The sequence below is a fragment of the Deltaproteobacteria bacterium genome, assembly GCA_016219225.1.
Classification (GTDB): Bacteria; Desulfobacterota; RBG-13-43-22; order RBG-13-43-22; family RBG-13-43-22; genus RBG-13-43-22.
The window spans coordinates 1-20,094 of record JACRBX010000023.1; the positions used below are offsets into that span (position 1 = coordinate 1).

The 20,094-nt window shown below is 54.4% G+C and carries 18 protein-coding genes; 12 read left to right on the top strand and 6 right to left on the bottom strand.

Annotated features, from left to right (window positions below):
• A partial coding sequence (locus HY879_01625) for a hypothetical protein (GenBank protein ID MBI5602035.1) occupies window positions 1-332 on the bottom strand: 332 nt, incomplete at its 3' end.
• Between HY879_01625 and HY879_01630 the strand changes: the two genes are divergently transcribed.
• Genes HY879_01630 through HY879_01640 form a run of 3 tightly spaced genes read left to right on the top strand, consistent with a single transcriptional unit; the run spans window position 214 to window position 4,550 of the window.
• Window positions 214-2,820, top strand: coding sequence for an efflux RND transporter permease subunit (locus HY879_01630; protein ID MBI5602036.1), 2,607 nt, complete (start codon window positions 214-216; stop codon window positions 2,818-2,820). The two genes, HY879_01625 and HY879_01630, sit on opposite strands and share 119 nt — an antisense overlap.
• Before the next feature lie 60 nt (window positions 2,821-2,880).
• Window positions 2,881-3,855: a hypothetical protein gene (locus HY879_01635; GenBank protein ID MBI5602037.1), complete on the top strand. Its 975-nt coding sequence runs from the start codon at window positions 2,881-2,883 to the stop codon at window positions 3,853-3,855.
• Entirely contained in the window at window positions 3,852-4,550 is a 699-nt protein-coding gene (locus tag HY879_01640; GenBank protein ID MBI5602038.1) for a class I SAM-dependent methyltransferase, read from the top strand. The genes HY879_01635 and HY879_01640 overlap by 4 nt, the downstream gene beginning before the upstream one ends.
• Before the next feature lie 129 nt (window positions 4,551-4,679).
• On the opposite strand, the gene HY879_01645 is transcribed toward HY879_01640, so the two are convergent.
• The 4 genes from HY879_01645 to HY879_01660 form a co-directional block, all read right to left on the bottom strand.
• On the bottom strand, window positions 4,680-5,672 hold the full coding sequence (locus tag HY879_01645; GenBank protein MBI5602039.1) for a polyprenyl synthetase family protein: 993 nt from the start codon (window positions 5,670-5,672) through the stop codon (window positions 4,680-4,682).
• Window positions 5,654-6,376 (bottom strand): hypothetical protein, encoded by a 723-nt coding sequence (locus HY879_01650; GenBank protein MBI5602040.1) that lies wholly within the window; start codon window positions 6,374-6,376, stop codon window positions 5,654-5,656. The genes HY879_01645 and HY879_01650 overlap by 19 nt, the downstream gene beginning before the upstream one ends.
• 27 nt (window positions 6,377-6,403) lie before the next feature.
• Window positions 6,404-7,090, bottom strand: a complete 687-nt coding sequence (locus HY879_01655) for a hypothetical protein (protein ID MBI5602041.1) — start codon at window positions 7,088-7,090, stop codon at window positions 6,404-6,406.
• 474 nt (window positions 7,091-7,564) lie between these two features.
• On the bottom strand, window positions 7,565-8,053 hold the full coding sequence (locus tag HY879_01660) for a hypothetical protein (protein MBI5602042.1): 489 nt from the start codon (window positions 8,051-8,053) through the stop codon (window positions 7,565-7,567).
• A 404-nt stretch (window positions 8,054-8,457) separates the two neighbouring features.
• Between HY879_01660 and HY879_01665 the strand changes: the two genes are divergently transcribed.
• From HY879_01665 to HY879_01690, 6 genes are all read left to right on the top strand, one after another.
• The gene (locus HY879_01665; protein MBI5602043.1) at window positions 8,458-9,648 is read left to right on the top strand and encodes an acyl-CoA dehydrogenase family protein; all 1,191 of its coding nucleotides are present in this window, start codon (window positions 8,458-8,460) and stop codon (window positions 9,646-9,648) included.
• 41 nt (window positions 9,649-9,689) lie between these two features.
• Window positions 9,690-10,808, top strand: coding sequence for an acyl-CoA/acyl-ACP dehydrogenase (locus HY879_01670; GenBank protein ID MBI5602044.1), 1,119 nt, complete (start codon window positions 9,690-9,692; stop codon window positions 10,806-10,808).
• Window positions 10,809-10,953: 145 nt separating this feature from the next.
• Window positions 10,954-12,504: a propionyl-CoA carboxylase gene (locus HY879_01675; protein ID MBI5602045.1), complete on the top strand. Its 1,551-nt coding sequence runs from the start codon at window positions 10,954-10,956 to the stop codon at window positions 12,502-12,504.
• A 136-nt stretch (window positions 12,505-12,640) separates the two neighbouring features.
• The gene (locus HY879_01680) at window positions 12,641-14,197 is read left to right on the top strand and encodes a propionyl-CoA carboxylase (protein MBI5602046.1); all 1,557 of its coding nucleotides are present in this window, start codon (window positions 12,641-12,643) and stop codon (window positions 14,195-14,197) included.
• A 61-nt stretch (window positions 14,198-14,258) separates the two neighbouring features.
• Entirely contained in the window at window positions 14,259-15,452 is a 1,194-nt protein-coding gene (locus HY879_01685) for an acyl-CoA dehydrogenase family protein (protein MBI5602047.1), read from the top strand.
• Window positions 15,453-15,465: 13 nt separating this feature from the next.
• A complete protein-coding gene (locus tag HY879_01690) occupies window positions 15,466-16,599 on the top strand; it encodes an acyl-CoA/acyl-ACP dehydrogenase (protein MBI5602048.1) in 1,134 nt (377 codons plus the stop codon).
• Here the strand turns inward: HY879_01690 and HY879_01695 are convergent.
• Window positions 16,573-16,860: a YheU family protein gene (locus HY879_01695; protein ID MBI5602049.1), complete on the bottom strand. Its 288-nt coding sequence runs from the start codon at window positions 16,858-16,860 to the stop codon at window positions 16,573-16,575. The two genes, HY879_01690 and HY879_01695, sit on opposite strands and share 27 nt — an antisense overlap.
• A gap of 358 nt (window positions 16,861-17,218) precedes the next feature.
• On the opposite strand from HY879_01695, the gene HY879_01700 reads away from it, so the two are divergent.
• From HY879_01700 to HY879_01710, 3 genes are all read left to right on the top strand, one after another.
• Window positions 17,219-17,851 (top strand): DUF488 domain-containing protein, encoded by a 633-nt coding sequence (locus HY879_01700; GenBank protein MBI5602050.1) that lies wholly within the window; start codon window positions 17,219-17,221, stop codon window positions 17,849-17,851.
• Entirely contained in the window at window positions 17,844-18,287 is a 444-nt protein-coding gene (locus tag HY879_01705; protein MBI5602051.1) for a DUF488 domain-containing protein, read from the top strand. Before HY879_01700 ends, HY879_01705 begins: the two co-directional genes overlap by 8 nt.
• Window positions 18,288-19,042: 755 nt before the next feature.
• A partial coding sequence (locus tag HY879_01710) for an ATP-dependent DNA helicase RecQ (GenBank protein MBI5602052.1) occupies window positions 19,043-20,094 on the top strand: 1,052 nt, incomplete at its 3' end.

The following is a 20,094-nucleotide window of genomic DNA, read 5'->3' on the forward strand; positions in this document are numbered from 1 at the left end:
CCGGAGCCTACGCTCCAGATGGTGTTGTCCTCGGGGAAATGCAGGATCAGCCGTCGGTTGATATCAAGATCGGCTTTGCTGTGAAGGCATTTGGTGAATTCGCCGGAGGTGCCGAGCTTTTTAAGAACAGACGCGCCCGCGATGGTCATAATGCGCATGTTCAGCACCACATAGATGCTGTCGGTAAGTTGGACCCCGATCTTGCTGAAAGACGTGGCCCGAATCCAACTCGGTCCGGAAATCCGCCGGGGGGTGGCCGAGCTGGATGGAAAAGGGGAGGTGGCCGCCGGGATCGTGGTGGTCCGGTTCGGTGAAAATGTCCTGAAAGTCATCGAGCGGGTCAAGGAAAAAATCAAAAAGGATATCCAGCCCAGCCTGCCTAAAGGGGTAGGGATCGTTACCACCTACGACCGGTCCGATCTGATCCATCGTTCCATCGACACCCTGAAAGAGGAGATCATCAAACTTTCCATAGCCGTCAGCGTGGTCTGCATCGTCTTCTTGTTTCATCTCCCCAGTGCCCTGGTCATCATCCTGACCCTGCCTCTGGCTATTATTATCTCCTTTATCCTCATGGTTCATTTGAAAGTCACTTCCAATATCATGAGCTTAAGCGGAATCGCCATCGCCATCGGGGCCATGGTGGATGCCTCGATCATCATGGTGGAAAACGCCCACAAGAAGCTGGAAGAGTGGGAGGCGGGGAAAAAGAGTGACGAGTGGCGAGTGACGGGTGACGAAGGAGGCACGAGGCAGGAGGCGCGAGGCGTGAGTGAGGAGGGAAATAACTCCGAACTCCGAACTCCGAACTCCGAACTAAACGCCAAACTCAATTCCCCAATCCGCAATCCGCAATCCGCAATGACTCGCGTGGATGTGATCATCGAAGCGGCCAAGGAAGTAGGGCCGTCCCTTTTCTTTTCCCTGTTGGTCATCACCGTCGGCTTCCTGCCGGTATTCACCCTGCAGGCCCAGGCCGGAAGGCTCTTTAAACCCCTGGCCTATACCAAAACCTTCGCCATGCTTTTTTCTGCCTTTTTGGCCATTACCATCACCCCGGTCTTGATGACCTTATTTATCCGGGGAAAGATCAGGCCGGAAGAAAGGAATCCCCTCAGCATCATCCTGCATAAGCTCTATGAGCCGGTGGCCCGGGCTGCTTTGCGGTTTAAAAAAACCGTTATTATCCTGACGATCATTGTTTTGGCCGCAACGGTATATCCTTTTATGAAACTCGGCTCGGAATTTATGCCGCCCCTTTATGAAGGGACTTTGTTTTATATGCCGGTGACCGTCCCGGCCGCCTCTATCACAGTGGCCACGGATCTGCTGAAGATGCAGGACAAAATCCTAAAGCAGATACCGGAGGTAGCCCAGGTCTTCGGCAAGGCCGGCCGGGCCGAAACGGCCACCGATCCGGCGCCCTTGGAGATGTTTGAAACGGTCGTCAACCTCAAGCCGGAATCGCAGTGGCGTAAGGGGATGACCGTCGAGGCATTGAAGAATGAAATGAATGACGCCCTGACCATCCCGGGTGTGGCCAATTCTTTTACCATGCCCATCAAGGCCCGGATCGATATGCTGGCTACAGGGATCCGGACCCCGGTGGGGATCAAGGTTCTGGGTCCGAAATTGGAGGAACTGGAACGGATCGGGCTGGCCCTGGAGCATCATATCAAGGATATCCAGGGGACCCGCAGCGTCTATGCCGAGAGGATGACCACCGGATATTTCCTGGATGTGACGGTCAACCGGCAGGAAGCGGCCCGCTTTGGTCTGGCCGTGGAAGATATTCAGGAAGTGGTTGAGACCGCCATCGGCGGCATGAATATCACTACCACCGTAGAAGGCCGGGAACGTTATCCGGTGAATATTCGCTATGCCCGGGAACTCCGGGGAGACCTGGAACAAATCAAGAGGATATTGGTGCCTCTGGGCGGTATGGGTGCCCAAGCGTCGTCTGCTGCCACTTCCGGATCACAGATGGGGGGTTCATTTCCCCAATCCGCAATCCGCAATCCGCAATCCCCCAGTGTTCCTCTGGGTCAAGTGGCGGACATACAAATTGTCAAAGGGCCGACGGCCATCAAGAGCGAAGAAGGCTTACTCAGCCTCTATGTCTTTGTGGATTTCAGCGGCCGCGATGTGGGGGGCTATGTGCAGGAGGCCAAAAAGAAAGTGGCCTCTCTGAAGATCCCGGAAGGATACCGCCTGGAGTGGAGCGGGGAATATGAATATCTGATCAAGACCGAGGAGAGACTCAAATTAGTCATCCCCCTGACCCTGCTGATTATCTTTGTCCTGATTTTTTTTAACACCAAGTCGGTGACCAAGACGCTGATCGTTTTGCTGGCCGTTCCTTTTTCCCTGGTGGGTTCTTTCTGGCTGCTTTATTTGCTGAATTACAACTTAAGCATCGCCGTCTGGGTGGGCATTATCGCCCTGGCCGGGTTGGATGCCGAAACCGGGGTGGTCATGCTGCTCTATCTGGAACTGGCCTATGAAAGGTGGAAAAAAGAAGGCCGTTTGAAGGGGATCCCGGATCTCAAAGAAGCCATTATGTTCGGGGCCGTCAAACGGATCAGGCCCAAGGTGATGACCGTCAGCGTCATTCTGGCTGGCCTGGTGCCGATTATGTTCAGTCACGGCACCGGTTCGGACGTCATGAAACGCATCGCCGCCCCCATGGTGGGCGGAGTGATTACCTCCATGATCATGGAACTCATCATCTATCCCACCATTTATTTGATCTGGAGAGGGCGGGAGTTTAAGAAAGGACCGCCGGCCCCAACGCCAAGCGGTATATCTTCGGATCAGTGATGGCGCTTTTCCGGATCGGCTTCCCGGATCAGGTTTAAAAATTGCCAGAAGGGGAATCCTTTGAAAATCGCCATCCTGGGTGCGGGGATGACCGGGGCTTATCTTTACCGTCTCCTCCAGACAAGGGCTTGTGATATTAAACTTTTCGATCAGGAGCCAAAGACCAGGTGCGGATTGACTCCCTGTGCCTGGGGGACTTCCAGAGGTTTCCAGGAATTGGTGCAGGCCGCCGGCCTGGAACCTTCGAAGTATATCCTGAAGCATTTCGACTATGTCCTGATGGATGGGTTGAAGATCAAGGCCGACCTGATGACTTTCGATAAACCCGGGTTGATCAAAGATCTGCTCCAAGGGGCCGAGATTAACCAGGGGGCGCCCGACCGGCGGCAATATGACCGGACCATCGATTCTACCGGAGTTTCCAGGACCTTGCTCCCTCCGATTCGAGACGATATCCTCCTGCCCTGTATCCAGTATCGCATAAAATCCGAAGCCCCCTTCGACAATCAGATCAAGCTGGGAGGCATAGGCTATGCCTGGTGCTTTCCCCTGTCCGACCGGGAATATCATATCGGCTGTGGCAGTCTCCTGGACGACCCCCATCAGATTATTAAGACCCTGGGCTGGGTTGGAAATAATGATCCGACCAGGACCAGGCTTTGCGCCTGCGGGGGCAGAATTCGCTTGACCGGCCCCCACCTGGCCCAACCTTTCGTCACCCGCGACGAATCCGGTGAGATCTGGGGAGTGGGAGAAGCCATCGGTTGTGTGGCCCCGCTGGCCGGCGACGGAATCGTTCCGGGGATGCGGAGCGTTCAGCTTTTGATTAAATGGTGGGATGACGCCGCCGGTTATGCCAGGGCCGTACTCAAGGAATTCCACTGGATGAAGGACGAGCGCCGGGTCATTGATAAGCTCAGAAAAAGACAGGACCTGGGATTAAAGGAGGCCTGGGTATTAAAAAAAAATTCCCGAAGGATGGGGATGCAGGTCGGTCTTCGGGAGGCCGCCCTTTTATTAAAGCATCTGAGATGACCCCGGAAACCCGGAAAAAGGATTATGTGCACCAATTTTTCCCCGGTACCGGGAGCACTTATGATCATATAGTGCGTCTCTGCACCTTCGGGTTTGATCACCGCTGGAAACAGAAGATGCTGGGGATGATCCCTGAAGACTCCCAAGGTATCCTGGACCAGGCCTGCGGCACCGGGATCTTTACCTTCATGATTGCCCGAAGGTTTCCCAAGGCCCGGATCATCGGGGTGGATGTGCAGAACGAATACCTGCAACTGGCCAGGGAAAAGGCCAGGGATCTGGAATGTAACCACATCGAATTTATTCAAGGCCGGGCCGAAGACGTTCATCCGGATGGGGGTTTTGACTGCATCACCTCCTGTTATTTAGCCAAATACGCCGAGATCGGCAAACTGACCGGAAACATGAAGGCCATGCTCCGAAAGGGGGGGATGCTCATTATGCAGGATTTTTCCTACCCGCAAAGCCGTTCCTTTGCCCGGATCTGGGAGCTTTATTTCAAACTCTTGCAGACCCTTGGGACCTGGAAATATCCGCAATGGAAGGCCATCTTCGATGGCCTGCCCGGTTTGCTCCGGGAGTCCCAATGGACCGCCGAACTGATTGAGTCCCTGCAGAAAAACGGTTTTTCTTCTATCACCCGGCAGTCGTTTACCCTAAGCACTGCGGCCATCGTCACCGCGCGGAAAGAATAAGGTTTTGGTATCCGTTTTTAGCTTTTTGAAAAACTGTTTTCACCGCAGAGGCGCGAAGAACGCAAAGGAGAAATAATTTTCCTTTCTTTAAAAATCTGAAGTGTCACGGCCTTGTGACACTTCAGATTTTCAGGATTCGTTAAACATCCGAATGATGTCTTCCGGGGTCTTTCGGGCTAGATCGATGGATCCGTTATCGGGGAAATCCCCTTCTATTTCAGATACCGCACCCCGCAGTCGGTACTGGATTTCATTCTCCATAAGCCCGGCAGCAGCCGCGAAACATTCCAACGGCGGGCCATTCAAATCCGTTCTTCCATCCAGGAATTCTAAAAGATGGGGATCCATCCCCTTGAGGAAATGGAGAAAAGCCGGTGCCAGGGCAGTCATTTGTCTCGGGTTAATGGACTGCGTTGAAAGGTGCAGCTTCATTTCTTTAAGATCATCGGCTATCTGGTAGGCTTCCCCGATCCGTAATCCGTAACGATAGGCGGCCTGTCTGAGTTTGTTGCCGGCCCCGGCGGCAATGGCCCCCAGATGACAGGCGGTTCCAAAGAGGATCCCGGTCTTGAGATGGATAATTTTTTCATAGAGCCGGTCGGTGTTCGGGCCGGAGGTCAACTCCCCGGACAGCATCAAGGGCTCAAGGGGCTCCCTTAAGGCCCCCTGGGCAATTTGAGCGATGGCCAGGGAAATGGACAAGCCATCTTCTCTGCTCAGATCACTCATCATTTGAATGGCTGTGGCAAAGAGGACATCACCAATCAAAACCGCCCTCCGGGGTCCCTCTATGGTCCAGACAGCGGGTCGGCCTCCTCTGACGGTGTCCTGGTCCACAAAATCGTCATGGATTAAGGTGGCGGCCTGAACCATCTCCACGGCTACGGCCCGGGGAATGGCCGACTCGGGATTTCCTCCTAATGCGTCATTGATCAGGCAGGAGAGGCATCCCCTGATTTTTTTCCCTCCTTCCAGGGCCTTTCTCAAGGAAGGGGCATCCCGCAAGGGGATACCTTCCAGCAAGCCGGACAAGGCCATCTTAAAGGCCATCTCCAGGCACGGTCTTCTCTCCTCTAAATAATCTTGAAATCCTTTAAAAGCCTTTAATGAAGAAGACGCCAAATCAATAACCCTCCTCCCAAAAAAATTACCCCGAGGCTGATACTTTTGAGAATGGTTTCGTATCGGGCCATCAACGCTCTCTCTTCATCCCGAAGGCCCTCTGGTCTCTGTTTGAGATCTTTGTAAGGACGTGAGGCCTTGATCTCGACGAAGCTGAAGAAGGCCATGGATACGGCCAGGGCCAGGACCTCGATGGTAACCGTATTGGTTTGCATGATGTAGCCGGCCAGGACCGGCAAAAAGCCCCAGGAAAAGGCAAACCATTTATCCGTGTGAAACTTGCCATTTAACCATTCCAAATTGTATGCGAAAACAAAAAAACCTTCCCCAAGGGCCAGAGGCCAGAGAAGGGGGACGTAACGGACCATAAAATAAATGGCCAGGCAATAGGCCAGGACCAAAGAACCCACAGCCAGGATCCACAATTGCCTTCTTGAAAAGACGGTTCCCCAGGGTTTGACCCCCTTGCTTCCAAGGGCATCCAAAGCATGGGCCCCTATTCCCAGACCGAGAAAATAAATAACGACCATAGCCACCATTCTCTCCCAATGTATGGGGTCGGCCAGCATCGATCCGACGATTGAAAAAGAAAGGACCATCGCGGTGTAGGGTAAAAAAAGGAGGCCCACAAAGGTTCTGAATTTGGCCGGCCCGAATTTCGGCACGAACCATTCTGCTTTCCTATCGGCAGCTTTGCTTTCCATCGACTGGCTTATTTCTTCCATCATCAGCTAATCTAATCGAAAAAAACCATCAGGGATTCCTATATTCAGTCTGAGGTTTTCAAACGTAACGATCCTTTGAAGCTGCCCGGCAGGTGTTGATTCTTCCACCCTGGCCGGAAGCCAGAGATCTTTATTAATGAAGAATTGATAGAGGGTGACGACACCCCGGCGGAAAGGGTTGTCGGCTGACACCCGGATGCGAACCTCGCCATTCTTTTCCGCAATATCTGCCAGGCTCCGGCGCAGGTTCGTAAGACTGCGAATGATATGTTGGATCAACAGCCCTAAATCGGTCTGGTTTATCCGTTGTCCCGAAGGGCCGACCAGGAGGGTATTATCCGGAGCCAGGTGAAGCCTTATAAAACGGGTCAACCCTGGGGGCTGAACCACTACCTTTCCCTTTTCATCAGGATAAACCAGGATCAGGCCAGAATATGGCGATTCAAAATCCAAACGGATCCGATTGGGTTTCTTAAAGGTGTATAGAAATTTTTCAGTCATCAAGGAACCGTTGCTTTTGTAGGTTTTGACCTCCACCCGGGTCTGATAGTCTGTGACCTGGGCATAAGCGGTTTCCATCTTCTCGAAGAGATCAGCGGCTTCCAACGGGTCTCCAGCCGAGGCATACGAAAGGGTAACGGAAAAAAAGATAATAAAGAGGGCTTGGATAAGCTGAATTGACAAGCAGGGCATTCGGCTGTTTCCCATACGGTCGATCTCGGACGATTCCGGATTAAGGGGCATAAAACCAACGACGAAACTCGGTAACCGGAGTAATAAACCGCTTAAACCAAGAAGGCCAGCATTTTCTATGAGATCGTTCCAGTATAGAATAGAGCCGGGCAGGGAGCAAGGAGAAAAAAGGTATCAGTTTAGTTTTTGAAAAACAATTTTCACCGCAGAGCCGCAAAGGGCGCAAAGAGAGAACAATTTTTCCTTTCTGTTGAGAGGACAGAAAGGAAAAAGCTTTCGCAATCCTTCTGCCGGCTTCCAAACGGAAGCCTTTGTTTTAGGTCGACGAAGTCGACCGCATAATTATTGGGTCCCGCCTCTCACGGGATTGAACAAATATGATTCTCTCTGCGTTCTTCGCGCCTTTGCGGTGAAGAGGTGCCCCCCGACCGATAACCTTTTATAATCCGAGAAAGCCGGGTTGGCAGTTTCTTTCTATCGCACGGTATAACCGCGAGCATCAAGACAGGCGCTTATAGCCCTGAAAAAGTCCACGCTCTTCTGAATGGTCTGATCATCGGGGACAATGTCAAGGGGCTTAGCCGGATCGTAGCCCGTCTGGTTCACGGCCCAGTTATGGCACTCGTCACGATCCCTTCCCTGTTGCTCTTCACTTTGACCCTGGCGGGGATAAACAAACATCCGGCCTCCCGAGGGCGGCGTTTGACCGGTTTCTCTCGGAGGGGGATAACGATATTCCGGAGGAGGATAATAATATTCCGGCGGAGGATAATAATAGCGCGGAGGCGGAGGATAATAATAAGCCGGTGGATAGTAACGGGGCGACAAACCCCACCCCAGGACGCCGCCGATAATCAATCCGGGAAGGAATCCTCCACCACCCCCACGCGCTTCGGCCGGTTTAACGGGCATTAACAGGGTTAACATAAGAAAGATACTCAGCAAACCGATAATCTTTTTCATATTCTTCCCTCCATAACGTTTCTTTAACGTCTTCTTTAATTTTATAGACCGAAGAAGTCGTTGTAAAGTTAAAAAAAATCGTATCAATTTAGGCCTTTGAAATAGCGTCGGCAACCTCTCCGTCAGTCCGGCGAAAGCCGGAATCCAGAAATTATTCTGCGACAAAAAAACTGGATTCCGGTTTTCACCGGAATGACGAGGTAGAAAGCTATCATGAGATGGTTTCAGCTTCAAGTTTTTCAAAGGGCTATAGTGTTACAAAAAATCGGTTGCCCGAATACCGGTGAAAAAAATCATTTTACATTTTATCGTTTTGCATATAATTTAGTGCAAACTATCGGGGAAAGTGGGGGTTGAAGAAATCTCAAACCAATATCAGGAAATTATTCGAAGGAGTCTGAGCGATGCGTTTTCAATTTACCCCGGAACAGGAACAATTTCGTCTTGAAGTCAGGAAGGTCCTCGAAAAGGAAGTCCCTTTAAGGTGGAAAGAGCTTGGGTATCAGATCTGGGAAGAGACCGATGAATCCTGGGCCATCACCAAGGAATGGAACCGCAAACTGGGGCAAAAGGGGTGGTTGGCCCTGACCTGGCCTCCGGAGTACGGCGGTCTCGGGCGCTCCCAGGTGGAACAATTCATCCTGGATGAAGAGATGGCCGCCATAGGGACTCCCACGGGAATCGAAACGGCCATAACCATCGGCTGGGTCTGCCCGACCATTATGATTTACGGGACCGGGGAACAGAAGCAGCAGTACCTTCCCCCCGCGGCCAGGGGGGAGATCACCTTCTGCCTCGGTTACAGCGAACCCAATGCCGGGTCGGATCTGGCCGCCCTCAGGACCACCGCGGTTGAGGAGGGGGACGGGTTCCTGGTCAACGGCCAGAAGGTCTGGACCTCCATCGCCCATCGGGCCGATTACTGTTGGCTGGCGGCCCGAACGGATCCGGAGGTGCCCAAGCACAAGGGCATCAGCATGTTCATTGTGGATATGAAAACCCCGGGAATTACCGTCCGTCCTTTGATCAATATGACCGGCTTCCATTCATTTAACGAAGTCTTTTTTGACAATGTCCGGGTTCCCGGCAAAAATCTGGTAGGTCAAAAAAACAGGGGATGGTATCAATTAGCTACGGCCCTTGATTTTGAACGATCGGGGGTCGGTACGCCGGCCAGGGTAAAACGGATGGTTGAAAAGCTTGTGCAATACTGTAAAGAGACCAAAAGAGACGGCCGACTGCTGGCCGATGATTCTGGAATCAGGAGGCGATTGGCGCAACTCTCGGTGGAGGCCGAAGTCCTGAGGATTCTTTGTTACCGGATCACCTGGCTGCAGACTAAGGGTAAGGTTCCCAACTATGAGGCCTCGGTCAGCAAGGTCTTCGGGGCCGAGCTCCTGGGGCGGTTGACTGATGTAACCATGCATATTCTCGGGCCGTTCAGCCAGATCGATCGCGGTTCAAAATGGGCCCCCCTTCAGGGAGAAGGTTTACGGTTATTCCTCACCTCCCCCTCCATGGGGATCGGCGGTGGTACGAATGAAATCCAGAAAAGCATTATCGCCACCAGGGGTCTGGGGCTCCCCAGAAAGTGAAGGGGTGTTTCAAAAGGACAAGAGGAAAGGAGCGATAGAGGATGGACCTTGAATTCACGGAAGAACAGAACCTGTTGAAGTCTGCGGCCCGTAATTTTTTAAAAAACGAATGCCCGCCTTCTTTGATGAAGGAGATGCGAGAGGATGAAAGGGGCTATTCTCAAAAGCTCTGGGACCGGATGGCCGATCTGGGGTGGCTTGGGGTTATGGTTCCCGAGGAATACGGCGGCATCGGAGGTGATTTCCTGGATTTGTCGATCATTATGGAATCCATGGGAGCAGTCTGCTGTCCGGGACCTTATTTTTCCACGGTGGTGAGCGGCCTGGCCATTCTTTCCGGCGGTTCGGAAGAGCAGAAGCAGAGAATCCTTCCCAAGATGGCCAGGGGGGAATTGATCCTTACCCCTGCCCTGATGGAACCGGATGCCTGGTTTGAGGTATCCTCTATTTCCACTGCGGCCACCAGAGAAGGAGAGGATTATATCCTCGAAGGGACCAAATTATTCGTGGACAACGCCCACATCGCCGATTATATACTGTGTGCGGCCCGAACCGATTCAGGGGAGGGGGTCAGCCTTTTTCTGGTGGAAGGGAAGGCCCCGGGGGTTCGGTGCACCTTGCTTAATACCCTGGCCTATGACAAACAATGTGAGGTTGTTTTCGACCGGGTAAAAGTGCCGGCTGAAAACATCCTTGAAGAACCGGGGAAGAAGCCGGCTCTTCTTGAGCCCTTACAGGAAAAGGCAACGGTGGCCAAATGCGCCGAGATGGTCGGAGGTCTCCAATCCGTCTTAGACCTGACCGTAACCTATGCCAAAGAGCGCGAGCAGTTCGGACAACCTATCGGCAGCTTTCAGGCGGTTCAGCACCACTGCGCCGATATGGTGATTGATGTAGACGGCGCCCGATTCATCACCTATCAGGCGGCCTGGAGGCTGGCCGCAGGGCTGCCGGCCGGCCGGGAGGCCGCCATGGCCAAAGCCTGGACGAGCGATGCCGCCCGACGGGTTACACGATTAGGCCTCCAGGTCCATGGGGCCATATCCTATTGCGATGAACATGATATGCACCTTTTTTACCGGAAGGCCAAGGCCGGGGAAATGGCCTTTGGAGACAGCGATCATCACCTGGAAAAAGTAGCCCGCGGTCTGGGACTTTAAAGAAAGGTTCAAGGTCCAAGGTTTAAGGTAAAACCGGACACCATGCACTTTGAACGCTGAACGGAATCTTCCACAATGGAAGCGGGTTTCTCTTAAATTCCGAAATCCGAATTCCGAAATCCGAAATCGAACGAAGAGGTACCTTATGGGACAATGGATGAATGGTTATCTGGAAAGGCTTTATGAAAACCGCCGGGAAAATCTTGAAGGGGGCGGGAAAGAACGGATCGCAGTGCAGCACGGCCTCGGCAAGCTGACCGCCCGGGAGCGTATCGACCGCCTGGCCGACCCCGGCTCTTTTGAGGAAATCGGTTCCCGGGTCAGGGAGTTTCGCGTCGGCTTGGCCGGGAAGGAAAGGCCGAGTCCCTCGGACGGGGTGGTCATGGGGACGGCCCAAGTCAATGGTCAGACCGTCATGGTCTATGCCCTGGACTTTACGGTCATGTCCGGTTCCCTTGGAGACCAGGGGGTCTGGAAGATGGCCGAGCTCGTCCAGATGGCCGGGCAGGAGCAGGTCCCCATTATCGGACTTTTTGATTCGGCCGGCTCCAGGATCGGCTTTAAAGGCGGCTATGTGGGTCTTCACGGATTGGGCCGATTGGTCCGGAACTATTGCCTCTATTCCGGGGTCATCCCCAGGATCAGCTTGCTTTTGGGACCTTGTACCGGGCCTCTGGCCCAGGTGCCGGTCCTGTCGGACTTCCTGATCATGAATCGGCATAGCGCCTTCCTGTGGTTGGGTGGGGAGAAGCATTCCGAGGAGGCCGGAGGGGCCGACTTTCATATGGAAAAGAGCGGTCAGTGTGACCTTGTCGCTGAAAATGATGAGGAAGCCATTTCCCTTGCCAGACGACTCCTTAGTTTTATCCCTCAAAACTGCTGGAAAAAACCGGTGCCCCTGAAATCCGATGATGATCCCGAGAGACGGGAAGAGTCTTTGCTGGAGGTCATGCCCGACGATCCCAAGTTTCCCTATGATATGCACGAGGTCATCGACCTTATCGTGGATGACGGCGAATTTTTTGAATTGAAGGTCGACTTTGCCCCCAACATGATTATCGGGTTAGCCCGGTTTGACGGGATGGTGGCCGGTATTGCCGCCAGCAATCCGGACGAGCTGAGCGGTATCATGGAGCCGGATTCCTCGGATAAATACGACCGGTTCATCATGTTTCTGGATGCCTTTAATATCCCTTTGATCACGATCTCCGACACTCCGGCCTTCCCACCCGGCGACCGATGGGAGAGGATGGGGGTCATCCGGCACGGGGCCAAGAATCTGCACGGCTATTCCCACCTGACCAACCCCAAGGTCTCCCTGGTGCTGAGGCGTTCCTACGGCGGATCGAATATCGTCCTGGGTTGCAGCAAGATGGGTCCTGATTTCATCTATGGCTGGCCGACGACGGAGTTCGCCCCCACGGGACCGGAGTCCATCGTCCAGGCCGTCTTTCATAAAGAGCTGGCCAAGGCCAAGGAAGAAGGCAATTATGACCAGGTCTACAATTTCTTTCTGAGCATCCTCAAAGAACAATTCAGCGTTTTAAACATGGGCAAGCTTTTTACCACCTACTATACGGTCCATGAAATCATCGATCCGCGAGAGACCCGACCCAGGATTATCCAGGCCCTGCGGGCAACGGTCGACAAATCAGAGAAGGTTCCGGAAAAGAGACGTTTCATCAAACCGGCGTGAGATAGAGTTCGGAGTTCAGAGTTCGGCGCATTCAGGGGTCGGGGGTCAGGGTCCGGGGGGCGGTAAAAGATATTTTCAAATTTCGCAGTGACCTGTAGAGCATGAGGGTTTACTGGGCAAAGGAGCGATTAGTCATATGGGAAAGAGAATGGAAGAAGCGGTCAGGAAATATCAGGCCGTTCAAGAAAAGAATCTCCTGGGGGGCGGTATCGAACACATCGAGAGGCAGCACCGTCGGGGCAAGATGACCGTCCGGGAGAGGATCGATTGCCTGATAGACCCGGGAAGCTTTCAAGAGTTGGGTTCCTTTGTCGGCACCACGGGCCGGCGTATTGATGGGCGCATACCGGATGCCCCCTGTGACGGGGCGATTATCGGTACCGCCCGGATCCATGGCCGTCTGATGATGATCCACGCCACCGATTTTACCGTCCTGGGGGGGTCGACCGGTATCCAGCACCTGACCAAGTTTGCCAAACCCCTGGAGATGGCGGCCCAGTGGGGTATCCCCATGGTCAACCTTCTGGATTCTTCCGGGGGGCGTCTGGGGTATGCCGATGTGCCCATGGCCGGCTTTGATTGGCATTTCAGATTGCAGTCCCTGTATTCCGGCGTCTTTCCTCAGATCACCATCCTCATGGGACCCTGTATCGCCGGCGGGGCATATCTGCCGACCTTATGCGATTTCCTGCTCATGAGCCGCATCTCGGGAAACATGTGGTTAGGCGGTCCGCGCCAGACCCAGGCGGCCACCTCGGAAATATTTGACCGGGAGGTGGGCGGGGCGGATTATCACATGAAGTTCAGCGGCTCCTGTGATGTGGTCGGCGACGACGATCAGGTCACCATTCGGAAATGCCGGGATCTGCTCCGTTATCTGCCCCAAAACTACCGGGAAAAACCTCCGGCCTGGGAAAAGACCGATGATCCGGACCGGGAAGTGAATAGTCTTGCGGACCTGGTCCCCGATGACTTCGAACAGACCTATGATATGCTTGAAGTCATCAAGGCCATTGTCGATGATGGAGAATTCTTTGAGATCAAGGACGAGTACGCCAAGAATCTGATCACCTGCTTTTGCCGCTTTAATGGGGAAGTGGTGGGCCTTGCGGCCAACAATCCCCTTTATCCGGGGAGCATCCTGGAGATTAATTCCTGTGATAAATACTACCGTTTTCTGCAGGTCCTGGATGCCTATAATATCCCCCTGATAAACCTGGTGGACACACCGCCCATAGTCCCCGGCGAGTCAGAAGAAGTCAGGGGATTGAACAGACATCTGGGCAAGATCACCGATGTCTATGCCACGACCACCGTGCCCAAAATCAGCATCATCCTGCGGGAAGCCTACGCAGACGCCGGAAGCCTGATCATGGGTGCGGTGAAGAGCATGGGCCCGGACCTGACCTATGCCTGGCCCATCGCCCGGTTTGCCGTGGAGGCTTCCACTGCCGATTACCGGGTTCTTTACGGGAAAGGCATCGAGGAGGATGCCTACGAGGCCTATCTCAACCGCTCCCGGGAAAAGGTCGACGTCTTCGAGGCCGCCTATGCCTGGACCACCCAGATGATCGACGAGATCATCCTCCCCAAAGATACCCGGAAAAAGATCATCCAGGCCCTGGAGATCACCAGAGGCAAAAAGGAGCGATTACCGGACAGGGCCAAGATACACGGTGTACCGCCGGTTTGATTCAGTCCGGAAAGTGACCGTCTCCGGATGGGCGGGCCTTCAACAGGGAGGAGGAAGCGCAATGGATTTCAAATTAACCGAGGAACAAAGGGCGCTGAAGCTAGCGTTCGAGGATTTCTTCCGGGAGGAGATGAAACAGGCTCCGGAAACGACCGGGGGGCTGGAGGCCTTGTTGGCCAGCGAGGAAAGCTGGAAATTCCACCGCACCCTGGGAAAGAAGCTCGGAGAAAAGGGCTGGCTTTCGAGGCCGTGGCCCAAGGCTTACGGCGGGTGCGATGCTCCCATTGTCGAGCAGCAGTTGTTCAACGAGGTGCGGGCCAAGTACCGTGCACCGGGGGTCGATCCCTGGGGTGTGGAGATGTTCGCACCGACGGTGCTCATCGGCGGGACCGAGGAGCAGAAGAAGCGGATCCTCCCTCCCATCGCCAAGGGCGAGGTGCACTACTGCCAGGGATGGAGTGAACCTAACGCCGGATCGGATCTCGCCTCGGTCCGAGCCACCGCGTTTAAGGCAGGGGATTATTATATCGTCAACGGCCAGAAGATCTGGACGACCGGCGCCCACTTCGCGGATCACATCTTCCTGCTCCTGCGCACGGATTCGTCCAGCAGGAGGAACGCCGGGCTCTCGGTTTTCTATTGTCAGAAGGACCTGCCCGGAATCGAGGTCCGGCCGATCCAATACATGAACGGTAAACACGTCTACAATGAGATTTTCTTTACCGATGTCAAGATCCCTGAGGCCAACCGGATCGGTCAAGAGGGAGAGGGGTGGGGGCTTACCCGCGAGACTATGAACTTCGAGCGGTCCGGGATCGGGTACTTCGCCGGAGCAAAGACCGTGCTGGCGGAATTGGTCCGGTATGTCAAAAACACCGAGCGGGACGGCAAGGCCCTGTCTGAGAATCCGTTGGTGCGTCAACGGTTGGCCAAACTTTACCGCGACATCGAACTGGGCATCGCCCTGTCCTATATGGGTGCCTGGACGCAGCATAAGGGGAATGCCATGAGGGCCGTGACCATGGCCTCTATGGCCAAGGTATACGGCACCGAACTCAACCAGCGGCTGGCCACGGCCGCCACGGAGGCCATGGGCCTCTACGGTCAATTGGAGCAATCCGATTGGGCGCCCATGGGTGGAAGCATGATCGACGCCTTTCAGATGGCTATCGGGATGAACATTGCCGCCGGCTCCTCGGAAATCCAGCGTAATCTGATCGCCTGGGTCGGCCTCATGCTGCCCCGGACAAAGTAAGGGAGGGAGAACGATGGATCTCGATTTTACGACCGAACAGAACACCTTTCGAGAGTCGGTCAGCCGATTCCTGACTAACGAGTGCCCCTTTGACAAGGTGAGGCAGCTCGAGGAGAGCGCCCAGGGATATGCCCCCGATCTCTGGCCCAAGATGGCCGACCTCGGCTGGTTCGGGATGTCTTTCCCCGAGGCGTACGGCGGGTTTGGCGGGGAATTCATGTTCACCGTCATCCTCCAGGAGGAGATCGGCCGGGCCTGTTTCCCGAGCCCCTTTTTCTCTACCGTGATCCAGTGCGGCCTGACCATCCTGGCCGGGGGGACCGAGGAGCAGAAAAAAGACCTGTTGGGAAAGATTTTTGATGGGAGCCTGATCATGGCCCTGGCCCAGTATGAGGAGGAAGCGAGCTATCTCCCCACCGGCATCCGGATGAGGGCCGTCGCTCAGGGCGACCGGGTCGTCCTGAATGGAACCAAGATGTTTGTAATGGACGCGAACATCGCGCATAAGCTGATCGTCGTTGCCCGGGCCGATCCGGGGATCACCCTTTTTCTGGTGGAGGCCAAAGCTCCCGGGATTACCTGCAGCAAGATGCCGACCATCGGCATGGACAATTGTTGCCGGGTGATTTTCGAAGACGTCAGGATCTCTCAAAAAGAGGTTCTCGGCCAACCGGGGAAAGGTTGGGAGGTGCTTGAGAAGATGGCGCCAAAGGCGACGGTCGCCAAGGCCGCGGAGATGGTCGGGGGGTGCAAGGGCGCCATTGACCTCACCGTCCGGTACGCCAAGGAACGGGAGCAATATGGAAAGCCGATCGGGAGTTACCAGGCGATCCAGCACTTCATGGCCAATATGGCGCTGGCCTACGAGACGGGGTGGAGCTATTTATATAAGGTGGCCTCGATGATCGACGCCGATGAGGATTTTAGCGTCGAGGCCTCGGTTCTCAAATCGGCCATGGACGAGAACGCCAAGTTCATAAGCGAGCGGGCTTGTCACATCCATGGGGGGATCGGCACCGCCCGGGAGGCGGATATCGGGCTCTTCTTCCGAAGGGCCAAGGCCTTCTCAACCCTGATGGGAGATACCGACTACCATGACAACAAGGTGGCCGAGGCGCTTCTAAAGGGGCTCCCGGACCTTACCTGACCTTCGCCCGGAGGTGCCGGAAATTTTGTGATTGAAGCCGATTTTTTGTTCAAGATAATTTTTAGACACAATATTAGCGGTCTGGGTGGCCTCATCATAAACAATAAAAGCTTCTCCTCGTTGTAGTTGTTTCTTTACCATTTCCACATTTTCTTCAAGCGATGTTTTGGTATAGCCGGAATCAGTACCATCCCGGGTTACAAATTCTTCGATAAGCCCTTGCAAGGCCGTGGGGATTAATCTTTCGTATGGGATAATCACGGTGACTTATTCCTAAAAGAATACCTTCCGTCTTTTCTTCAGCAATCAGTAAAGATCCTTCTTCCAGCCGATATTTACGACGAAGTTCCACTTTATGTCAAGTCGTATTCCTGAAATTATTTTCAGCCGGCCGTTTGTTTAAAACCAGGTAATAAGGGTTCTCTTAGAATCCGGCCTCATTCTTTTTTTCAATTCAAAAAAATATTGACATATTGCAGCCCCGTGGCCACAATACGTCAAGCTCGCAAGACTCGCCAAGAGCTTATAGGGACCAATGATAAAAAAGACAACAACCCTCCGCTGCCGTACTCTAAGTGTGCCCGGCCTAACTTGGCAGGCATTGGGTTAGTCAACCATTATGGCCATTGAAGAAAAAAGTAAAAATCAACCCAATCCCCTTTACACCATCGGCCACTCCAATCACCCGGTCGAACATTTTCTACATCTCCTCTCCCTGCACCGGGTATCGGCCGTGGCCGACGTGCGTTCCATGCCCTTCAGCCGCTATACCCCGCAATTCAATCAGGGGCCTTTACAGAAGGCCGTCCGGGAGGCCGGGATGGAGTATGTCTTCCTAGGCAAAGAGCTCGGGGCCCGCAGCGAAGATCCGGCCTGCTATGTAGACGGGAAATTGGACTTCGACCTCGTGGCTCAAACCGGGCTTTTTCGAAATGGACTGGCCCGCATCCGCAAGGGGATGGAAACCTATCGGATTGCCCTGCTCTGCGCTGAAAAAGACCCCATCACCTGCCACCGGATGATTCTGGTCTGCCGCCACTTGCGGCCGCACCTTCCGGTAATCAGGCATATTCTTGAAGATGGAAAGGCCGAGGAAAACCCCCAGACCGAGCGCCGGCTCAGGCAGTCTCTCGGTATACAGGAGAACCATCTCTTTGCCACCCTGGAAGAATTGACCGAAGAGGCCTACGATATCCAGGGAAAACGCATTGCCTACGAGGAAAAGGCCCACGAGGAGAAGAAAGATGAGTGAAACCCGGCTCTATACCATCGGCTTTACTAAAAAGAGTGCCGAGGAGTTTTTTGCCGTCCTCAAAAAGGCAGGAATCAGGCGGCTCATAGACGTCAGACTCAACAACGTCTCCCAGTTGGCCGGTTTTGCCAAGAGGGATGATCTGGCCTATTTCCTGAGGGCCATCTGCGATATTGAGTATCTGGCCCGTCCCGATTGGGCGCCCACCCAGGACTTGCTGGACCGGTACCGGAAGAAATCCATTGGATGGGATGCATACGTGCCTGAATTCGGGGAAATCATTAAAGGGCGCAGAATCGAAAGGACCATCGACCGGGCCATGCTCGACCGGGCCTGCCTGCTCTGCTCCGAGCCCACGGCAGAACAATGCCATCGACGCCTGATAGCCGAATATTTGCGGGACCGGCTGGGGGACCTCATCTTATGCCACCTCTGACCCGGATTATCTGTTTAGCCAATTCCCGAAAACACGGTGCTTACTGCCTGGCGGGTGTCCGGGCCGATACCGGCCAATGGATACGTCCGGTATCCGGCCTGGAGGATGGCCGCCTGGAGCGCTCCATGTTTAAAACCGGCGGACCAATCCCGAAACTGGGCCAGGTGATCGAGATCCCCCTGGACTCCGGGGGACCTGATTTCGGATTTGAAATGGAGAACCGGTCGATCCTTCCCGGCTCATGGCATCTCGCCGGATCGGTCTCGGCCGCTGACCTTCTTCCCTTCTGCGTCCGTGAACGCTTCATCCTGCACAACAGCGAAGCCTACGTGACGGTGGAGTATCTCCGGTCCATTCCCTTTAAGGAACGCCGCACCCTTCAATTAGTGGAAGCCTTCGAATTTCAGATCTTCGATATGGGTCCGAGCATTCAAGGCGGCCGGAAGTGGGACGGTTCCTTTGTCTCCCGATCCGGGGAGCGACTGCGGACGCGCATTACCGACCCGATGCTGGTGGAGAAGCTGGAAACCGGATATCAACCAGGACCGCACTGTCTGATTACGGTGAGCCTCAGTATGCCCTTTCGCCCAAAGGGCTGGCCGGGAGAAGGGAATCCCTGTTGGAAGCTCCTTGCCGGTGTCATCGAATTTCTTCCCGGCCGGTGGGCGCAAAAAGGGGAGGCCGTTCCTCCTGCTGCCGGATCGCACCCCGATCTAAAAAAATATGGAGGCCCAGCCATTGACGATAGCCGGGTGATGGCGGTCCTTAAGAAAGTTTTCGGCTTTGATTCATTCAGGCCCCTTCAGCAAGAAGTGGTCCGGGCGATTCTTGATGGTCGGGATTGCTTCGTGGTCATGCCCACCGGCGGCGGTAAATCACTCTGTTTTCAACTGCCGGCCCATTTGCTGCCCGGAACCTGCTTAGTCATCAGTCCCTTGATTTCCCTGATGAAGGACCAGGTTGATGCCGCCCGGGGGAATGGACTGCGGGCCGCTTTCCTCAATAGCTCCCAAGCCGATCAGGAGCGGCTGAAGGTCTTAAGTGAGCTTATGGCCGGCCGGCTCGACCTGCTTTATGTCTCACCGGAGCGATTGGCGATGGAGACCTTCTTCAACAATCTGAAACGGGCCAATTTGTGCCTGATGGCTATTGATGAGGCCCATTGCATCTCCGAATGGGGCCATGATTTCCGGCCCGATTATCTTTTCCTCTCCGAGATGGTCAAAAATTTTCCCGCACTCCCGGTGACCGCCTTTACCGCTACGGCTACCAGGCGGGTCCAGCGGGACATCGTCGACCGGCTCGGGTTGCGCAATCCCCACCTGGTCCGGGCTTCCTTCGACCGCCCCAACCTTTTCTATGAGGTTTCCCCCAAGACCGATGTGGAAGCCCAAATCCTCGATTATGTAAAAAAGCGGCCGGGAGAGTCCGGCATTGTCTATCGTACGACCCGGGAGAGCGTGGATGAGACGGCTCTCCTTCTTGAGAGCCAGGGCATCCGGGCCTTGCCTTACCATGCCGGGCTGGATGACGACAGGCGGCGGGGAAATCAGGAGGCCTTTAACCTCGACAAGATCGAAGTGATCGTGGCCACCATTGCCTTCGGCATGGGTATCGATAAGCCCAATGTCCGCTTCATCCTCCATGGCGATCTCCCCAAGAGCCTGGAGGCCTATTACCAGGAGACCGGGCGGGCCGGCCGTGACGGTGAACCAGCCCACTGCCTTCTCCTTTTCGGCCGCGGGGACATACCGAAGATCCGCTATTTCATCGATCAGATTTCCGATGAAAACGAATGGGGACGGTC